14 protein-coding genes, 1 pseudogene and 1 riboswitch are annotated in these 16,235 nt (G+C 70.1%); of the genes and pseudogenes, 4 read left to right on the top strand and 11 right to left on the bottom strand.

From position 1 onward, the window contains the following. The 6 genes from AB0K09_RS17405 to AB0K09_RS17380 all read right to left on the bottom strand — a co-directional run. Nucleotides 1-1,101, bottom strand: a 1,101-nt coding sequence (locus AB0K09_RS17405; protein WP_366066236.1) for an aminotransferase class V-fold PLP-dependent enzyme, incomplete at its 3' end; no start/stop codon positions are given. Between the two features lie 116 nt (nucleotides 1,102-1,217). Then, nucleotides 1,218-1,334, bottom strand: a riboswitch (SAM riboswitch). Between the two features lie 135 nt (nucleotides 1,335-1,469). Beyond that, nucleotides 1,470-2,534: an anthranilate phosphoribosyltransferase gene (trpD, locus tag AB0K09_RS17400; RefSeq protein ID WP_366066235.1), complete on the bottom strand. Its 1,065-nt coding sequence runs from the start codon at nucleotides 2,532-2,534 to the stop codon at nucleotides 1,470-1,472. A gap of 168 nt (nucleotides 2,535-2,702) precedes the next feature. Further along, nucleotides 2,703-4,334 (bottom strand): ubiquinol-cytochrome c reductase cytochrome b subunit, encoded by a 1,632-nt coding sequence (locus tag AB0K09_RS17395; protein WP_366066234.1) that lies wholly within the window; start codon nucleotides 4,332-4,334, stop codon nucleotides 2,703-2,705. Continuing rightward, nucleotides 4,331-5,386, bottom strand: coding sequence for a Rieske 2Fe-2S domain-containing protein (locus AB0K09_RS17390; RefSeq protein ID WP_366066233.1), 1,056 nt, complete (start codon nucleotides 5,384-5,386; stop codon nucleotides 4,331-4,333). Before AB0K09_RS17390 ends, AB0K09_RS17395 begins: the two co-directional genes overlap by 4 nt. Beyond that, nucleotides 5,383-6,192: a c-type cytochrome gene (locus tag AB0K09_RS17385; RefSeq protein WP_366066232.1), complete on the bottom strand. Its 810-nt coding sequence runs from the start codon at nucleotides 6,190-6,192 to the stop codon at nucleotides 5,383-5,385. Before AB0K09_RS17385 ends, AB0K09_RS17390 begins: the two co-directional genes overlap by 4 nt. Nucleotides 6,193-6,253: 61 nt before the next feature. Then, nucleotides 6,254-6,874 carry a heme-copper oxidase subunit III gene (locus AB0K09_RS17380; protein WP_366066231.1) on the bottom strand — a complete coding sequence of 207 codons (621 nt, stop codon included), beginning with the start codon at nucleotides 6,872-6,874 and terminating at the stop codon, nucleotides 6,254-6,256. A 233-nt stretch (nucleotides 6,875-7,107) separates the two neighbouring features. Between AB0K09_RS17380 and AB0K09_RS17375 the strand changes: the two genes are divergently transcribed. Further along, on the top strand, nucleotides 7,108-7,539 hold the full coding sequence (locus tag AB0K09_RS17375; RefSeq protein ID WP_366066230.1) for a hypothetical protein: 432 nt from the start codon (nucleotides 7,108-7,110) through the stop codon (nucleotides 7,537-7,539). 58 nt (nucleotides 7,540-7,597) lie between these two features. Here AB0K09_RS17375 and AB0K09_RS17370 read toward each other — a convergent pair whose 3' ends face one another. The 4 genes from AB0K09_RS17370 to coxB form a co-directional block, all read right to left on the bottom strand. Beyond that, nucleotides 7,598-8,845: an Ig-like domain-containing protein gene (locus AB0K09_RS17370; protein WP_366066229.1), complete on the bottom strand. Its 1,248-nt coding sequence runs from the start codon at nucleotides 8,843-8,845 to the stop codon at nucleotides 7,598-7,600. A 138-nt stretch (nucleotides 8,846-8,983) separates the two neighbouring features. Next, entirely contained in the window at nucleotides 8,984-9,382 is a 399-nt protein-coding gene (locus AB0K09_RS17365) for a cytochrome c oxidase subunit 4 (protein ID WP_366066228.1), read from the bottom strand. Next, nucleotides 9,379-11,106, bottom strand: a complete 1,728-nt coding sequence (gene ctaD, locus AB0K09_RS17360) for a cytochrome c oxidase subunit I (RefSeq protein WP_366066227.1) — start codon at nucleotides 11,104-11,106, stop codon at nucleotides 9,379-9,381. Before ctaD ends, AB0K09_RS17365 begins: the two co-directional genes overlap by 4 nt. Then, a complete protein-coding gene (gene coxB / locus AB0K09_RS17355; RefSeq protein WP_366066226.1) occupies nucleotides 11,103-12,074 on the bottom strand; it encodes a cytochrome c oxidase subunit II in 972 nt (323 codons plus the stop codon). The genes ctaD and coxB overlap by 4 nt, the downstream gene beginning before the upstream one ends. A gap of 259 nt (nucleotides 12,075-12,333) precedes the next feature. Between coxB and AB0K09_RS17350 the strand changes: the two genes are divergently transcribed. Then, nucleotides 12,334-13,710 (top strand): aminotransferase class V-fold PLP-dependent enzyme, encoded by a 1,377-nt coding sequence (locus AB0K09_RS17350; RefSeq protein ID WP_366066225.1) that lies wholly within the window; start codon nucleotides 12,334-12,336, stop codon nucleotides 13,708-13,710. 66 nt (nucleotides 13,711-13,776) lie between these two features. On the opposite strand, the gene AB0K09_RS17345 is transcribed toward AB0K09_RS17350, so the two are convergent. Continuing rightward, the gene (locus AB0K09_RS17345; RefSeq protein WP_366066224.1) at nucleotides 13,777-14,751 is read right to left on the bottom strand and encodes a carbohydrate kinase family protein; all 975 of its coding nucleotides are present in this window, start codon (nucleotides 14,749-14,751) and stop codon (nucleotides 13,777-13,779) included. A 184-nt stretch (nucleotides 14,752-14,935) separates the two neighbouring features. Here AB0K09_RS17345 and AB0K09_RS17340 point away from each other — a divergent pair, with 184 nt between their 5' ends. Next, entirely contained in the window at nucleotides 14,936-15,163 is a 228-nt protein-coding gene (locus tag AB0K09_RS17340) for a hypothetical protein (protein WP_366066223.1), read from the top strand. Between the two features lie 112 nt (nucleotides 15,164-15,275). Next, nucleotides 15,276-16,235: pseudogene (locus tag AB0K09_RS17335) on the top strand (hypothetical protein); the annotation flags it as partial.

Raw genomic sequence — 16,235 nt, 5'->3', positions numbered from 1 at the left:
GTACTCGGCCGACAGCGCCGCGGCGAAGTGCGAGCTGTTCCAGCCGTCGACGACGAACGAGACGACACCCACGCGCGGCGCGTCCTCGCCGAACAGCGACAGCACCCGCACGCCCGGCGCCCGCTCCAGGCCCTCGCGCAGCCGGGCGAGCAGCCCCTGCTCGCGCTCGACGAGCTCCTCGAAGCCTGCCTCGGTGAGCGCCGTGCAGGCGGAGGCGATGGCGTAGGCGCCGATGACGTTGGGCGAACCCGCCTCGTGCCGGGCCGCGGTGCGGTGCCACTCGACGTCGACCCGGCCGTCGTCCGGGTTCCGGGTGACGCTGCGGCTGGCCCCGCCGCCCGCCAGGTACGGCTCGGCCTCCCGCAGCCAGTCGGCCCGCCCGGCCAGCACGCCGGCGCCGAAGGGCGCGTACAGCTTGTGGCCGGAGAACGCGACCCAGTCGACGTCCAGCGCGGCGATGTCCACGGCGTGGTGCGGCACCAACTGCGCGGCGTCCAGCACGATCCGTGCCCCGTGCGCGTGCGCGGCGGCCGCCAGCTCCCGTACGGGCCACAGCTCACCGGTGACGTTCGACGCGCCGGTCACGCACACCAGGGCGGGGCCGTGGGGCTCCCGCCCGGCGAGCGCGCGCTCCAGCGCCTCGACCGCCCGGCGCGGGCTGCGGGGCGCGTCCAGGCAGGTCACGCGCTTGCCGCGCCAGGGCAGCAGGGACGCGTGGTGCTCGGTCTCGAAGACGAAGACCTGGCAGTCGGCGGGCAGCGCGGCCGCCAGCAGATTGAGGGAGTCGGTGGTGGACCGGGTGAAGACGACCTCGTCCCCCTCGCGGCAGCCGAGGAAGCGGGCGACGGTGGCGCGGCTCTTCTCGAACAGGTCGGTGGACAGCTGCGAGAGGTATCCCGCGCCCCGGTGCACGCTGCCGTAGTACGGCGCGTAGGCGGCGACGTCGTCCCACACGCGCTGGAGGGCGGGGGCGCTGGCCGCGTAGTCGAGGGCCGCGTATGTCACCTCCCCGCCGGTAACGAGCGGAACCCGGACGTCCCGCCCCAGGACGGGCAGCGGCTCGGCGGTGGACGACAGAACGGCGACAGGGCATGCGGACATGGCGAATTCTCCGGTGGTGAAAAGGGGTTGGGGATACCGGAAAGGGGCCGTAGCGGCCCTATCGCATTCGCTGCATCACGGAAGAACTCCCTCGACGACCAGGATCCCTGGCGAGGGATCCGCGCTTGCCGCAGACCTCGCTGCCTGCGACCTGGTCATCACCCGGGGCACCCCGCCACGGAAGGAGGGTTGCCGGACAGCGGGCCGGGGCCTTTTCGCTGTCACTCGTGACCTTGCCGAGGAGTATGGCACAGGGGGCACCCGCACCGCACCGGTTGTGGGCGGGCGTTCCGCATGGCGATGGGGTGCCCCCCATGCCGTTCAGGCAATGGGGGAAGGTCCGAGGGCGAAGCCCCCGGTCACCACGCCTACGAATTGCTCGCCGCGACCCAGCGGTCCAGCGTCCGCCGCGCCGCGCCCGAGTCGATCGACTCCGCCGCGCGCGCGATGCCCCCGCGGATCTGTTCCGTGAGCGGCGCGCCACTCGGCGCCAGAGCCACCAGCGCCGCCGCCGCGTTGAGCAGCACCGCGTCCCGCACCGGCCCCGTCTCGCCGTTCAGCACACGGCGGGCGACGTCCGCGTTGTAGGAGGCGTCCGCGCCCCGCAGCGCCTCGACCGGGACGAGGGGGATGCCCACGTCGCGCGGGTCGAACGGCTCCTCGCGGACCGTGCCGTCCCGGACGATCCAGACCCGCGAGGTCGCGGTCGTGGTGAGCTCGTCCAGCCCGTCGTCGCCGCGGAAGACCAGCGCCGAGGAGCCGCGCTCGGCGAGCACGCCGGCCAGGATGGGCGCCATGCGGGCGTCCGCGACGCCCGTGGCCTGGGCCCGGACGCGCGCGGGGTTGGTGAGCGGGCCGAGCACGTTGAAGGTGGTGCGGATCCCCAACTCGCGCCGCGCGGCGGCGACGTGCCGCAGGGCGGGATGGAACTTCACGGCGAAGCAGAAGGTGATGCCCGCCTCCTCGGCCACCTCCACCACCCGGCGCGGCGTCAGGTCGAGGTTGACGCCCAGCTTCTCCAGGACGTCCGAGGCTCCGCTGGCGGAGGACGCGGCGCGGTTGCCGTGCTTGACGACCTTCGCACCGGTGCCGGCGACGACGATCGAGGACATGGTGGAGATGTTGACCGTCTTGGCGCCGTCGCCGCCCGTGCCGACGAGGTCCACGCTGGGGCCCGGCACCTCGATCAGGTTCGCGTGCGCGTACATCGCACGGACCAGGCCGGAGATCTCGGCGACCGTCTCGCCCTTGGCGCGCAGGGCGACGACGAAGCCGGCGATCTGGGCGTCGGTCGCCGCGCCGCGCATGATGCGGTCCATGGCCCAGGCCGTGTCGTCCGCGCTCAGGTCGGCCCCGGCCAGCAGCGCGTCCAGGACGCCCGGCCAGGTGGGGGCCACCGTGCGTTCGCCGCCTGCCGGGGTCGCAACGTTCATGGTCCACACTCCTGGTGGTCGGTCCGGGGGCCACGGTGTCGACGGGTGGCCTCAGGGCCCAGCCTATCCAGGTCCGGGACGGCGAAGAGCCCCGTCCACCGTGTGGACGGGGCTCTCGCTCGTGGCGATCAGCTGGTGGGATCGGTCGCGGTGATCAGCCGGCGGCGATCAGTGGTGACCGTGGCCGCTGGTGATCTCCTGGTACTCCTCCGCCGTCGCCTTGGGGATCTGCGTCCCCTCGCCGTAGAAGCCCTTGGAGAGCTTCACGCGCAGGCGCTGCGTGGCCGAGGGCTTGCGGACGACGCCGTTCTTGTCGACCGACGGCTCCAGCTCCAGCGGGCGGGGCTGCTCGTGCGCGGTGAGGGTGTGCAGCTGCTCCTGCGAGAGCGGCTCGTGGACCTCGACGAACTCGCCGTGCGGCAGGCGCTTGATGATGCCGGACTCGCGTCCGTGCAGCACCTTGTCCTTGTCGCGGCGCTGCAGACCCAGGCAGATCCGGCGGGTGGCGAGGAAGACCAGCACCGGCACCACGAAGAAGCCGACCCGCACGAACCAGGTGATGGAGTTGATCGACAGGTGGAAGTGGGTGGCCCACAGGTCGTTCCCACCACCGATCAGCAGCACGAAGTACCAGCTGATCCAGGCGGCGCCGAAGGCGGTGCGCGTCGGGGCGTTGCGCGGGCGGTCCAGCAGGTGGTGCTCCCGCTTGTCGCCGGTGACCCAGGACTCGATGAAGGGGTACACCGCGATGGCGGCCAGCACCAGCGGGAAGATCACCAGCGGGATGAACACGCCCAGGACCAGGGTGTGGCCCCAGAGGTTGATCTCCCAGCCCGGCATCACTCGGATGAGGCCCTCGGAGAAGCCCATGTACCAGTCGGGCTGCGCACCGGTGGACACCTGGTCCGGCCGGTACGGGCCCATGGCCCAGATCGGGTTGATCGTCGCGACCGCGGCGATCGCGGCGATGACACCGAAGACCAGGAAGAAGAAGCCTCCGGCCTTGGCCATGTAGACCGGCAGCAGCGGCATGCCGACCACGTTCTCGTTCTTCCGGCCGGGGCCGGGGAACTGCGTGTGCTTGTGGTAGAAGACCAGGATCAGGTGCGCCACCAGCAGGCCGAGCATGATGCCCGGCAGCAGCAGGACGTGGATCGAGAAGAAGCGCGCCACGAAGTCGCCGCCGGGGAACTCGCCCCCGTACAGGAACATCGACAGGTACGTGCCGACCACCGGCACGGACAGGACCGCGCCCTCCATGAAGCGGACACCGGTGCCCGACAGCAGGTCGTCCGGCAGCGAGTAACCGGTGAAACCGGTGAACATGCCGAGGACGAACAGCAGGAAGCCGAACAGCCAGTTGACCTCACGCGGCTTGCGGAACGCACCGGTGAAGAAGACGCGCATCATGTGCACGAACATGGCGGCCAGGAAGATCAGCGCCGACCAGTGGTGGATCTGCCGGATGAGCAGACCACCGCGGACGTCGAAGCTGATGTCCATGGTCGACTTGAACGCCTCGGACATCTGCATGCCCTGCATGGGCACGTAGGAGCCGTGGTAGACGACCTCGTTCATGCTCGGGTGGAAGAACAGCGTCAGATACACACCCGTGAGGATGATGATCACGAAGCTGTAGAGGCAGACCTCACCCAGCATGAAGGACCAGTGGTCCGGGAAGATCTTCCGCATGTTGGCCTTGGCCAGGCTGTAGATGCCCAGCCGGCCGTCGGCCCAGTCGGCGACCCGCTCGCCGGCGGGCGCCTTGCGGCGATTGTCGCTAGCGGTCGAAGTACTCATCCGCGCTCCCAGAAGGCAGGACCGACGGGCTCGGTGAAGTCGCCCATGGCCTCGAGGTAGCCCTTGTCATTGACCTTGATCCGCAGCTGCGGAAGGGCGTGGCCGGCCGGGCCGAAGATCACGCGACCGCCGTCGGAGAGGTCGAAGGTGGACTGGTGGCACGGGCAGAGCACGTGATGGGTCTGCTGCTCGTAGAGGCTGATCGGGCAGCCGACGTGCGTGCAGATCTTGGAGAACGCGACGATGCCGTCGGCCGACCAGTCGAGCTCGCGCTTGTCCTTGATGTTCTCCGGGCGCAGCCGGATGATCATCAGGGCCGCCTTGGCGATCTCCTGCTGGAAGTCGTGGTCCTCCTCCTTCATGCCCTCGGGCATGGCGAAGGTGAGGGAGCCGACCTGGATGTCCTCGGGACGCAGCGGCTGCATGGTGTTCTGGTTGATCAGCATCTTGCCCGCGGACCAGGCCGTCTTGCGGAGCTTGGTGCCCGGCAGCGGACCGAGGTCGCGCAGCAGCACCACGCCGGAGAGCGGCACCAGGGCCAGCGCGCCGAACATGGTGTTGCGGATCAGCTTGCGCCGGCCGAGGGCCGACTCCTCCGCACCCGCCCGGAAGTCGGCCATGACCTTGGCCTTGACCTCGGGGGACGCCTCGATCGGGTGCCGCTCGTCGGCGACCTCGACGTCGGACATCAGGGTGCGGGCCCAGTGGACCGCGCCCGCGCCGATGCAGAACAGCGCCACACCGAGGGTCAGGCCCAGCGCGAAGTTGAGCGCGCTGATGTGACCGATCGGGAAGACGTAGATGTTCTTGTCGACCGGCAGCGTCACGTAGGAGGCGATGAAGCCGACCGTGGCCAGCATCGACAGGGTGAACAGCATCGCGACCACGCGCTCGGACCGCTTGGCGGCCCGCTCGTCGATGTCCTGGATGCGGGGTTCGTGCGGCGGCAGCCCCGGGTCGGCGAACGGGTCGCCCGCGGTGGCTACGGCAGCCTCGTGCGCGTCGCCCTGCTTGCTCGGCAGGGTCTCTTCTGGAATGTCTTGGCTACTCATGACTTCTTGGCCTTGGCGGTGTGGGCGGCAACCCAGATGGCGACGGCGACCAGCGCGCCCAGACCGAAGATCCACGCGAACAGACCCTCGCTGACCGGGCCGAGCCCGCCCAGCTCAAGGCCGCCGGGGCTCTGCGACTTGGCACTGTCGACCGTGTCGAGGTACGCGATGATGTCCTTCTTGTTCTTCTCCGACATCGTCGTGTCGGGGAAGGAAGGCATGTTCTGCGGGCCGGTCTGCATGGCCTCGTAGATGTGCTTCGGGTTGACGTCCTCAAGGGTCGGGGCGAACTTGCCGTTCGACAGCGCGCCGCCCTTGCCGGTGAAGTTGTGGCACTGCGCGCAGTTCGTACGGAAGAGCTCGCCGCCCTTGGCGATGTCGGCGCCGTCGGGGCTGTACTGGCTCTTGGTCGGGACCGAGGGGCCGGCGCCGAGCGAACCGATGTACGCGGCGAGCTGGTCGATCTCGGCCTGCGTGTAGATCGCCTTCTTGCGGGGCGCCTGGGCGCCCTGCTGCTGGAGCGGCATACGGCCGGTGGCGACCTGGAAGTCGACGGCGGCGGAACCCACGCCGACCAGGCTCGGCCCGTCGGAGGTGCCCTGACCGCCGGTGCCGTGGCAGCTTGCGCAGCCCACGGAGTAGAGCTTCTTGCCCTCCTCGATGGCAAGGGACTGGGCGGTGTCATCGGCCTTGGCCGTGTCCGCCGGCGCGAACGCGGCGTACAGCCCCCCAGTGACCGCCAGCGCGAAGAGTAGGACGACGACCGCCGCCAGCGGATGGCGTCGTCGTGCGGAGAGCTTTTTCACGGATTACCCCGGTGTCAGGATCTTCTGCGTCGATGCTGGACTGATGTCGGTGCGGGACCGATTACTTGATCAAGTAGATCGTGGCGAAGAGGCCGATCCAGACCACGTCGACGAAGTGCCAGTAGTAGGACACGACGATCGCCGCGGTGGCCTGGTGGTGCGTGAACCTCTTCGCCGCGTAGGTCCTGCCCAGGACCAGCAGGAAGGCGATGAGACCGCCCGTCACGTGCAGACCGTGGAAGCCGGTCGTCAGATAGAAGACCGAACCGTACGGGTCCGAGGACAGGGAGAGACCGTCCTCCTTGACCAGGTCCGTGTACTCGAAGACCTGGCCGCCGATGAAGATGGCACCCATCACGAACGTGATCACGAACCACGTACGGAGCTTCTTCACGTCACCGCGCTCGGCGGCGAACACGCCGAGCTGGCAGGTGAGGGAGGAGAGCACCAGGATCGTGGTGTTGGTCGCCGAGAACGGAAGGTTCAGCGAGGACGCCATTTCCTTCCAGTGCGCGGCACCGGTCACCGAACGGAGGGTGAAGTACATCGCGAAGAGGGCCGCGAAGAACATCAGCTCGGAACTCAGCCAGATGATGGTTCCGACGCTGGTGAGGTTCGGTCGGTTGACCGAGGGGTGCGCGTGCCCGGTATCTACTGCTGTTGCTGTCGCCACGACCGACATTATGTCGGTCGCTTATCTCGCGCTCACTCCGGGGGGTGCCGTTCGGTGTGTCAAGAGCGTATGTGCTGCTCGTACGGCGGATCGCGCCAGTCCTCCGGCGGTCGCCCAAAGGGAGGAAGCACCGCTTCCGCGGGCCCCGTACGGGTGTTGCGGGTGTTGCCGAATCCCTCTCCGGAATCGCCCCGTCGCAGTAGCATCGCGCCACCACGGTCCGATCGAACCTGGAGGCAACGATGCAGCCGACCGCCACCGTGCTGGTCTACAGCGACGACGCGGGCACCCGTGAGCAGGTGCGGCTGGCCGCCGGGCGGCGTCCGGCCGCCGACGTGCCCCCCGTGGAGTACCTGGAGTGCGCGACCCTGCCGGCCGTCCTGCGGACGCTCCGGGAGCGCCGGGTGGACGTGTGCGTGCTGGACGGCGAGACGGCCCCGGCGGGCGGCATGGGCGTGTGCCGCCAGCTGAAGGACGAGGTCTTCGACTGCCCGCCGGTACTGCTGCTCATCGGCCGCCCGCAGGACGCCTGGCTGGCCACCTGGAGCCGGGCCGACGCGGCGATCACCCACCCCCTGGACCCGGTGGCCTTCGCGGAAGCCCTGGCGGGCCTGCTGCGGGCCGCCGACGCAGACGACGCGGACCCGGCCGGGGCGCCCCAGCGGGCGCGGTAGCGCCCCTCAAGGGGCCCGGAGAACTGCGCGGCAAGCCACATACGGCCCGCACATACCCTCACAGCTCGGGCCGCAGCCGGGCCGCGTCCCCCGGGGCGGAGCCCTCCCGCTTTCCGGAGGCCAGCGCGCTGCCCTGGCGCCACTTGTCCCACGCCATGTTCCAGTCGCCGAAGCCGTTGTCGAAGGGCGTCATCGTGGCGCCCGCGCTGTTGACGACCTTCACGATGTCACCCACCCGGACGTTGTCGAAGAACCACTTGGCGTTCTCGGTACTCATGCCCGTGCAGCCGTGGCTGACGTTGTCCCAGCCCTGCGAGCCCTCGGACCAGGGGGCGGCGTGCACGTACTCGCCGCTCCAGGTGACCCGGGTGGCCCAGTAGACGGGCAGGTCGTAGGAGTCCGCGCTGCCCTCGGCGATGCCGATGGTCGTACCGCGCATACGGACGAAGGATTCCTGGCCCAGGATGACCTTGACCCCGTTCCGCGTGTCGTAGCCCGGTTTGCCGGTGGTGACGGGGATGGAGCGGATCTCCTTGCCGTTCTTGTACACGGTCATGGAGTGCGCGCTCGCGTCCGTGACGGCCTCCACCCGGTCGCCGGTCGTCAGCCGGACCGGCTTGGACGGGCCGCCGTACACCCCGCCCGCGATCTTGATGCCGTTGAGGTTGGTGGAGACGTCGATCGTGGCGTGGGCGGGCCAGTACTCCTGGGGGCGGTAGTGCAGGGTGCGGTTGTCCACCCAGTGCCACACGCCCCGGACGGGGGGATTGGAGTCGACTCTCAGGGCACGTTCGACGACGGCGCGCGCGGCGGGGTCGGTGAGCGGCTGGCTGAGCTCGGCCGTGACGGGCTGTCCGACGCCGTAGGTGCCGCTCTGCGGGCCGAACGTGACCCGGAGCAGCCGGTCCATCGGCCGGGTGTCGAAGCCGATCGTGCGGCGCCCCTGGTCGCCGTCCTCGTCCTCGGTGCTGACACGGACGGTGTAGTGCGCGCCGGCGGCCAGGGCGGCGGTGCTGTGCCAGCTGGAGCCGTCCTCGGCGAGCTCGCCCTTGAGGTAGCGGCCGGCGGCGTCCGTCGCGGTGACGTCCGTGATGCGGTCGCCGCCCTTGGCACGGACCTCCAGCGGCTTGGACGGGTCGGCCTTCTCGCCCTCGCGGGGGCCGACGAGGGCGACCTGGCCGGTGGCGTCGTAGGGCTTGTCGGCCAGCGGGTTGTCCGGGCCGCCGCACGAGGTGGCCAGGGCGGCCAGGGTGACGCTGACCAGAAGGCCGAACGTCACCTTACGGCCTCGCGGTGAGTGACTCATGGTCACACCGTAAGAACGTACGGCGAACGGGGCCCCCGGGGCGCGGCCGAACGGGCGAGGGGGCGCCGGCGGGGTACGCAGCGGGCCCCGCACACCGTGGTGGTGTGCGGGGCCCGTGGTGGAACGGCCGTGGCCGTCCTACTGGTTCTGGTTCTCGCCGCGGTAGAACTCGAAGACCCAGCCGAAGAGGCCCACGAGGATGATCGGCGCCGAGAAGTACATGAGCCACCAGCCGAAGCAGATGCTCATGAAGGCCAGCGCGCCACCGATGGCCAGGAACAGCGGCTGCCAGCTGTGCGGGGCGAAGAAGCCCAGCTCACCGGCGTCGTCGGCGACGTCCGCGTTCTTGTCGTCCTGCGCACCGGCGTCCACCCGGCGCGCGGTGAACGCCAGGTAGTAGCCGATCATGACGCTCAGGCCGAAGGCCATGAAGAGCGCGGTGGTACCGGCGGCCTCCTTCGACCACACGCCATAGACGATCGCCATGGCGAGGATGAAGACGGAGAGCCAGATGAACATCCGGCCTTGGATCTTCACTTGCCGGTCTCCTTTCCACCGGAGATGGCACCGGTGGCCGGGGCCTCGAGGCCTGCGACCTCGAGCGCCGAGATCTCCGGGTGGTGCAGGTCGAACGCCGGGGATTCGCTGCGGATCCGCGGCAGGGTGAGGAAGTTGTGCCGCGGCGGCGGGCAGGAGGTCGCCCACTCCAGCGAACGGCCGTAACCCCACGGGTCGTCGACCTCGACCTTCTTGCCGTACTTGGCGGTCTTCCAGACGTTGTAGAAGAACGGCAGTATCGACAGACCGAGCAGGAACGAGCTGATCGTGGAGATGGTGTTCAGCGTGGTGAACCCGTCGGCGGCCAGGTAGTCCGCGTAACGGCGCGGCATGCCCTCGGCACCCAGCCAGTGCTGGACCAGGAACGTGCCGTGGAAGCCCACGAACAGCGTCCAGAAGGTGATCTTGCCGAGCTTCTCGTCCAGCATCTTGCCGGTGAACTTCGGCCACCAGAAGTGGAATCCGGAGAACATCGCAAAGACCACGGTGCCGAAGATGACGTAGTGGAAGTGCGCGACGACGAAGTACGAGTCGGAGACGTGGAAGTCCATCGGGGGCGAAGCCAGGATGACGCCGGTCAGACCACCGAAGGTGAAGGTGATCAGGAAGCCGACGGCCCACAGCATCGGGGTCTCGAAGGACAGCGAGCCCTTCCACATGGTGCCGATCCAGTTGAAGAACTTCACACCGGTCGGGACCGCGATCAGGAAGGTCATGAAGGAGAAGAACGGCAGCAGCACACCACCGGTGACGTACATGTGGTGCGCCCACACGGTCACCGACAGACCCGCGATCGAGATCGTCGCCGCGATCAGACCGATGTAACCGAACATCGGCTTGCGGGAGAAGACCGGGATGACCTCGGAGATGATGCCGAAGAACGGCAGGGCGATGATGTACACCTCTGGGTGGCCGAAGAACCAGAAGAGGTGCTGCCAGAGCAATGCTCCGCCGTTGGCCGCGTCGAAGACGTGGGCCCCGAACTTGCGGTCCGCCTCCAGGGCGAACAGCGCGGCCGCCAGCACCGGGAAGGCCAGCAGGACCAGCACACCGGTCAGCAGGACGTTCCAGGTGAAGATCGGCATGCGGAACATCGTCATGCCCGGCGCGCGCATGCAGATGATCGTGGTGATGAAGTTGACCGAACCGAGGATCGTGCCGAAGCCGGAGAAGGCCAGACCCATGATCCACATGTCGGCGCCGACACCCGGCGAACGGACCGCGTCCGACAGCGGGGAGTAGGCGAACCAGCCGAAGTCGGCCGCACCCTGCGGGGTGAGGAAGCCGGCCACCGCGATCAGCGAGCCGAACAGGTAGAGCCAGTAGGCGAACATGTTCAGCCGCGGGAACGCCACGTCGGGCGCGCCGATCTGCAGCGGCATGATCCAGTTCGCGAAACCGGCGAACAGCGGCGTCGCGAACATCAGCAGCATGATCGTGCCGTGCATCGTGAACGCCTGGTTGAACTGCTCGTTCGACATGATCTGCGTGCCGGGACGGGCCAGCTCGGCGCGCATGAGGAGCGCCATCAGGCCGCCGATGCAGAAGAACGCGAACGACGTGACCAGGTAGAGCGTACCGATCGTCTTGTGGTCAGTGGTGGTGAGCCACTTGATCACCTGACTGCCCGGCTGCTTCTGGCGTACGGGTGGTGCTGCCGTGGCTGTCGCGGCCGCACCCTGGGGTTCGTTGAGGATGCTCACTTGTTCTTGGTCTCCGCGTTCTTCGCGTGATCCGTCTGCGCGATGCCCGCCGGCTGGTAACCGGTCTGGCCCTTGGCCGCAAGCTCCTTCAGGTGCGCCTTGTACCGCTCAGGAGAGACGACCTTGACGTTGAAGAGCATCCGGGAGTGGTCCTGGCCGCAGAGCTCGGCGCACTTGCCCAGGAAGGTGCCCTCCTTGTTCGGGGTCACCGTGAAGCTGTTGGTGTGGCCCGGGATGACGTCCTGCTTCATCAGGAACGGCACCACCCAGAAGGAGTGGATGACGTCCCGCGAGGTGAGCACGAACTCGACCGTCTCACCCTTGGGCAGCCACAGCGTGGGGCCGGGGTTGTTGGTCTGCGGGTTGCGCTCGCCGGGCGTGCCGACCTCGTAGACGCCCTCCGCACCCTGCGGCGCCTTGTTCAGGAACCGGTCCGGGATCGCGGTGAGCTCCTTGTTGTCGCGGAGCGGCGTGGCGGGCGTGGCGGCGTTGCCGTCCACGTCCTCCATGTAGTTGAACGCCCAGCTCCACTGGAAGCCGACCACGTTGATGACGTGCTTGGGCTTGTCAGGGTTGGTCAGGAGCTTGTTCTCATCACGCGCGGTGAAGTAGAAGAGCACCGACACGATGATGATCGGGACCACGGTGTACAGCGCCTCGATGGGCATGTTGTACCGGGTCTGGGCGGGGACCTCCACCTTGGTCCTGGAGCGCCGGTGGAAGATCACGCTCCAGATGATCAGGCCCCACACCAGGACGCCGACCGCGAGGGCGGCGGCCCAGGAACCCTGCCAGAGGGAGAGGATCCGCGGCGCCTCTTCCGTGACGGGAGTGGGCATTCCGAGGCGGGGGAAGTCCTTTGATGTGCAACCGGTGGCGGTCGCCAGGACAGCGCCCGCGGCCAGCGCCTGCAGCAGCTTCCGCCGCACCGGGCGCCGCGACGAGCGGTCGGAGCCGTTGGGACTCACGTAGCGCCTTCCCGAGAGTCTCGCCCGTGCGGCCGGCTGCGGCCGTCTCGCTGGTCGGTCGCCGGCCCGCTGCGGGCAGGGGTTTGGATGTTTATGCGGACCAAACCCTACTGGACGCTATTTGGGGCCGCGCGGGGAGGGTGCCCAACGCGCCGGACCGGTCCCCGAAGGGATGGAATCACAGGCTCCGACGGGCATCCGAGGGGGCATCAGTCCAGGCCGGAGGGGGTGGCGGCACCAAAGGCGTAGCGTTTGTCCCGTGCCCTACTTCGACGCCGCATCGTCCGCTCCTCTGCACCCCGTCGCCCGGCAGGCGCTGCTCGCCTCCCTGGACGAGGGGTGGGCCGATCCCGCCCGCCTCTACCGGGAGGGCCGCCGGGCCCGGATGCTGCTGGACGCGGCGCGGGAGGCGGCCGCCGAGGCGGTGGGCTGCCGGCCCGACGAACTCGTATTCACTCCTTCGGGGACACGCGCCCTGCACGACGGGATCGACGGCGCCCTGACGGGCCGGCGGCGCGCGGGCCGGCATCTGGTGGTCTCCGCCGTGGAGCACTCGGCCGTGCTGCACGCGGGCGAGGCGCTGGCCGCGCAGGGCGGCGCCGTCACCGAGGTGCGGGTGGACCGCACGGGCCGGGTGGACGCGGCGGAGTACGCGGCGGCGCTGCGGCCGGACACCGCGCTGGCGGTGCTGCAGTCGGCCAACCACGAGGTGGGCACCGAGCAGCCGGTGGCCGAGGTGGCAAAGGCGTGCCGGGCGGCCGGCGTGCCGCTGCTGGTGGACGCGGCGCAGTCGCTGGGCTGGGGTCCGGTGGCCCCCGGCTGGTCGCTGCTGGCGGCGAGCGCGCACAAGTGGGGCGGTCCGTCGGGCGTGGGTCTGCTGGCGGTGCGCAAGGGGGTGCGGTACGCGGTGCGGGGCCCGGCGGACGAGCGGGAGGGCGGCCGCGCGCCCGGCTTCCCCAACCTCCCGGCGATCGTCGCGGCCGCCGCGTCGCTGCGGGCGGTCCGGGCGGAGGCGGCGGCGGAGGACGCGCGGCTGCGGGCCCTGGTGGACCGGGTGCGGCGGCGGGTGCCGGAGCTGGTGCCGGACGTGGAGGTCGTGGGCGACCCGGTGCGGCGGCTGCCGCACCTGGTGACGTTCTCCTGTCTCTACGTCGACGGCGAGGCGCTGCTGCACGCCCTGGACCGGGAGGGGTTCTCGGTCTCGTCCGGCTCGTCGTGCACGTCGAGCACGCTGACGCCGAGCCATGTGCTGCGGGCCATGGGGGTGCTGTCGGAGGGCAACGTCCGGGTCTCCTTGCCGCCGGGAGTGCGGGAGGAGGACGTGGAGCGGTTCCTGTCCGTCTTGCCGCGCGTTGTCGCCTCGGTGCGCGAGCACGTCGCCCCTTCGGGGCCGGCGCCGGCTTCCGCCGGCGAGGAGCTGGTCGTCGACTCGCTCGGGAAGCGGTGCCCGATTCCGGTCATCGAACTGGCGAAGGCGTTCGGGGGCGTGCCGGTCGGGGGGCTGGTGACGGTCCTGTCCGACGACGAGGCCGCTCGTCTGGACATTCCGGCCTGGTGCGATATGCGGGGGCAGGAGTATGTGGGGGAACGGCCGGTGGAGGGCGGCGTCGGATATACGGTGCGGCGCCGCTCCTGACGGGCTTCTCCCGCCCGCCCACCCGTTGCCTTCCGGGCGGGGGGTGTGCGGGCGGGGGGGGGAAGCTCAGCCCAAGTGGGCCTGGACCTCGGCGGCGGCCTCGTGGCCGTACGCCTTCGCGAAGCGCTCCATGAAGTGCCCGCGCCGCAGCTCGTACTCCTGCGTGCCCAGCGTCTCGATGACGAGCGTCGCCAGCATGCAGCCCACCTGCGCGGCCCGCTCCAGCGGCAGCTGCCACGTCAGGCCGGCCAGGAAGCCGGCGCGGAACGCGTCGCCGACGCCGGTCGGGTCGACCTTGGCCTCCTCCTGCGCGCAGCCGACCTCGATCGCCGGCTCGCCGACGCGCTCGATGAGCACGCCGCGCGCGCCGAGGGTGGTGACGCGGGTGCCGACCTTGGCCATGATCTCGTCGGACGTCCAGCCGGTCTTGCTCTCGATCAGCGCCCGCTCGTACTCGTTCGTGAACAGGTACGTCGCGCCCTCGATCAGCAGCCGGATGTCCTCGCCGCTCATGCGGGCGAGCTGCTGGGAGGGGTCGGCGGCGAAGGGGATGCCGCGCTGGCGGCACTCCTCGGTGTGGCGGAGCATCGCCTCGGGGTCGTCCGCGCCGATCAGGACCAGGTCCAGGCCGCCGACCCGCTCGGCGACCGGCTGGAGCTCGATCTGGCGGGCCTCGCTCATCGCACCGGTGTAGAAGGACGCGATCTGGTTGTGGTCGGTGTCCGTGGTGCAGACGAAGCGCGCGGTGTGGTGGACGTCGGAGATGTGCACGGAGGCGGTGTCCACGCCGTGCCGGTCGAGCCAGGCCCGGTAGTCGGCGAAGTCCTCGCCGGCCGCGCCGACCAGGATCGGGCGCAGGCCGAGGACGGCCATGCCGAAGCAGATGTTCGGACCGACGCCGCCCCGGCGGACCTCGAGCTCGTCGACGAGGAAGGAGAGGGAGACCGTGTGCAGCTGATCGGCCACGAGCTGGTCGGCGAAGCGGCCGGGGAAGGTCATCAGATGGTCGGTGGCGATGGAGCCGGTGACAGCGATACGCACGACGGGTCTGCTCCCTGCGGGGCGAGGCGACAAAACAAGACAACGTGATGAGAGGAACGGGAAGAGCCACACCACGCTACCGGGTCCGGCACGGCGTGCCACGTCCGGATCCAGCCACTGAGCGGGCAAATCTACCAAATGGTAGGTCTTCCTCCGTGAGCCCTCTGATGCGTACGGTGCCGGTATGCCGAAGACTGTGAAGCACGTCACCGCCCCGGTTTCGCAGCACATCACGGAGGACGCCCCCTCGCTGGCCGAGTTGCGCAGGGACTGCGCCCGGATGGCACCGCACTGGAGGGGGGCTCCCGCGGGGGTTCCGGCGGGCCGCACGCCGCTCGACCTCATCCACGGGGTCGTCGTGCCCGTGACCTCGGCGCGACTGCTGGACGGGATGTCGGAGTACGGCGACTGACCTCTCCCCCGGCTCCGGTGGAACCGGTCGCTCCTGCGTTCCGTCCAAGCGCCGTCCCCCTACCGGGGGATGGCGCTGTACATATTTTTGAGCGGAGCGAAGGAGCGATGCGGTGAGCACCGAAGGTGGCTCTCCGGGCGGCACTCCCGGAAAACAGCGGCGGAAGCACACCCCGCTGGCGGTGATTTCGGTGGCCGCGGCGGTGTTGCTGGCGGGAGGCGGCGGCGCGTACTGGGCGTCCACGGCGGGGGACGGCGACGGCGGAGGGTCGCCGGACACCTCCGGCGGCCATGCGGCGCCTCCCCCGCTCGCGCTGGACGGTTACGGGCGCACGAACGGCGGGGGCGCGCCGTCGCAGGGCATCGCGGTGGGCGAGCCGGATCCGAACGGCACCCGCTACCGGGCGGAGGGCAAGCTGCCGGACGGGCCGCGCACGGCGCCCGTCTATCTGTCCGCGCGCGAGGTGACGCGCGGCGACGTCGCGGCCCTGGCCAAGGCCCTTGGCGTGCAGGGCGAGCCCCGGTCGGCGCAGGGCACCTGGACGGTGGGCGGCTCGCCGGACGCGTCCGGACCGCTGCTCCGGGTGAACGAGCAGGGGCCGGGCGACTGGTCGTACTCCCGCTACGGGACGCCGGGCGGCACGGGCTGTGTGCACCCGCCGGGTGCCGGGCCGCGCACGGAGCCGCCCGCGCCGGGCAAGGACGTGCCGGGCGGTGACGTGCCGGCGCCCTCGGCGCCCTCGATGAAGTGTCCGTCGTTCCGCGACGGCGGCACCCCGGCCGCCGGGCCGGACCAGGGCGGCGGGCCGGTGTCGGAGGACCGGGCGAAGGCCGCGGCCACGCCCGTCCTGAAGGCGCTCGGCCAGGACGACGCGAAGCTGGACGCACACCGGCTCTTCGGTGCCGTGCGGATGGTGGACGCCGATCCGGTGGTGAATTCCACGCCCACCTACGGGTGGCGGACCAGCTTCCAGGTCGGCCCGGACGTACTCCAGGACCCGGTCGCGCTTGCCGTTCTCCAGGTCGGCGCTGGTCAGAGTGATGATGCGGGCGGTCGGGAAGAGGCGACGGAC

Source organism: Streptomyces sp. NPDC049577 (assembly GCF_040675635.1).
Classification (GTDB): domain Bacteria; phylum Actinomycetota; class Actinomycetes; order Streptomycetales; family Streptomycetaceae; genus Streptomyces.
Note: the sequence above shows the minus strand (reverse complement) of the source record. Positions and strands in the feature narration are given on the sequence as shown.

Coding starts and splice junctions, on each gene's coding strand:
- AB0K09_RS17375 (WP_366066230.1), top strand. CDS start 7,108: ATGCAGCCGACCGCCACCGTGCTGGTCTACAGCGACGACGCGGGCACC.
- AB0K09_RS17395 (WP_366066234.1), bottom strand. CDS start 4,334: ATGAGTACTTCGACCGCTAGCGACAATCGCCGCAAGGCGCCCGCCGGC.
- AB0K09_RS17380 (WP_366066231.1), bottom strand. CDS start 6,874: ATGTCGGTCGTGGCGACAGCAACAGCAGTAGATACCGGGCACGCGCAC.
- trpD (WP_366066235.1), bottom strand. CDS start 2,534: ATGAACGTTGCGACCCCGGCAGGCGGCGAACGCACGGTGGCCCCCACC.
- AB0K09_RS17340 (WP_366066223.1), top strand. CDS start 14,936: ATGCCGAAGACTGTGAAGCACGTCACCGCCCCGGTTTCGCAGCACATC.
- AB0K09_RS17390 (WP_366066233.1), bottom strand. CDS start 5,386: ATGAGTAGCCAAGACATTCCAGAAGAGACCCTGCCGAGCAAGCAGGGC.
- AB0K09_RS17370 (WP_366066229.1), bottom strand. CDS start 8,845: ATGAGTCACTCACCGCGAGGCCGTAAGGTGACGTTCGGCCTTCTGGTC.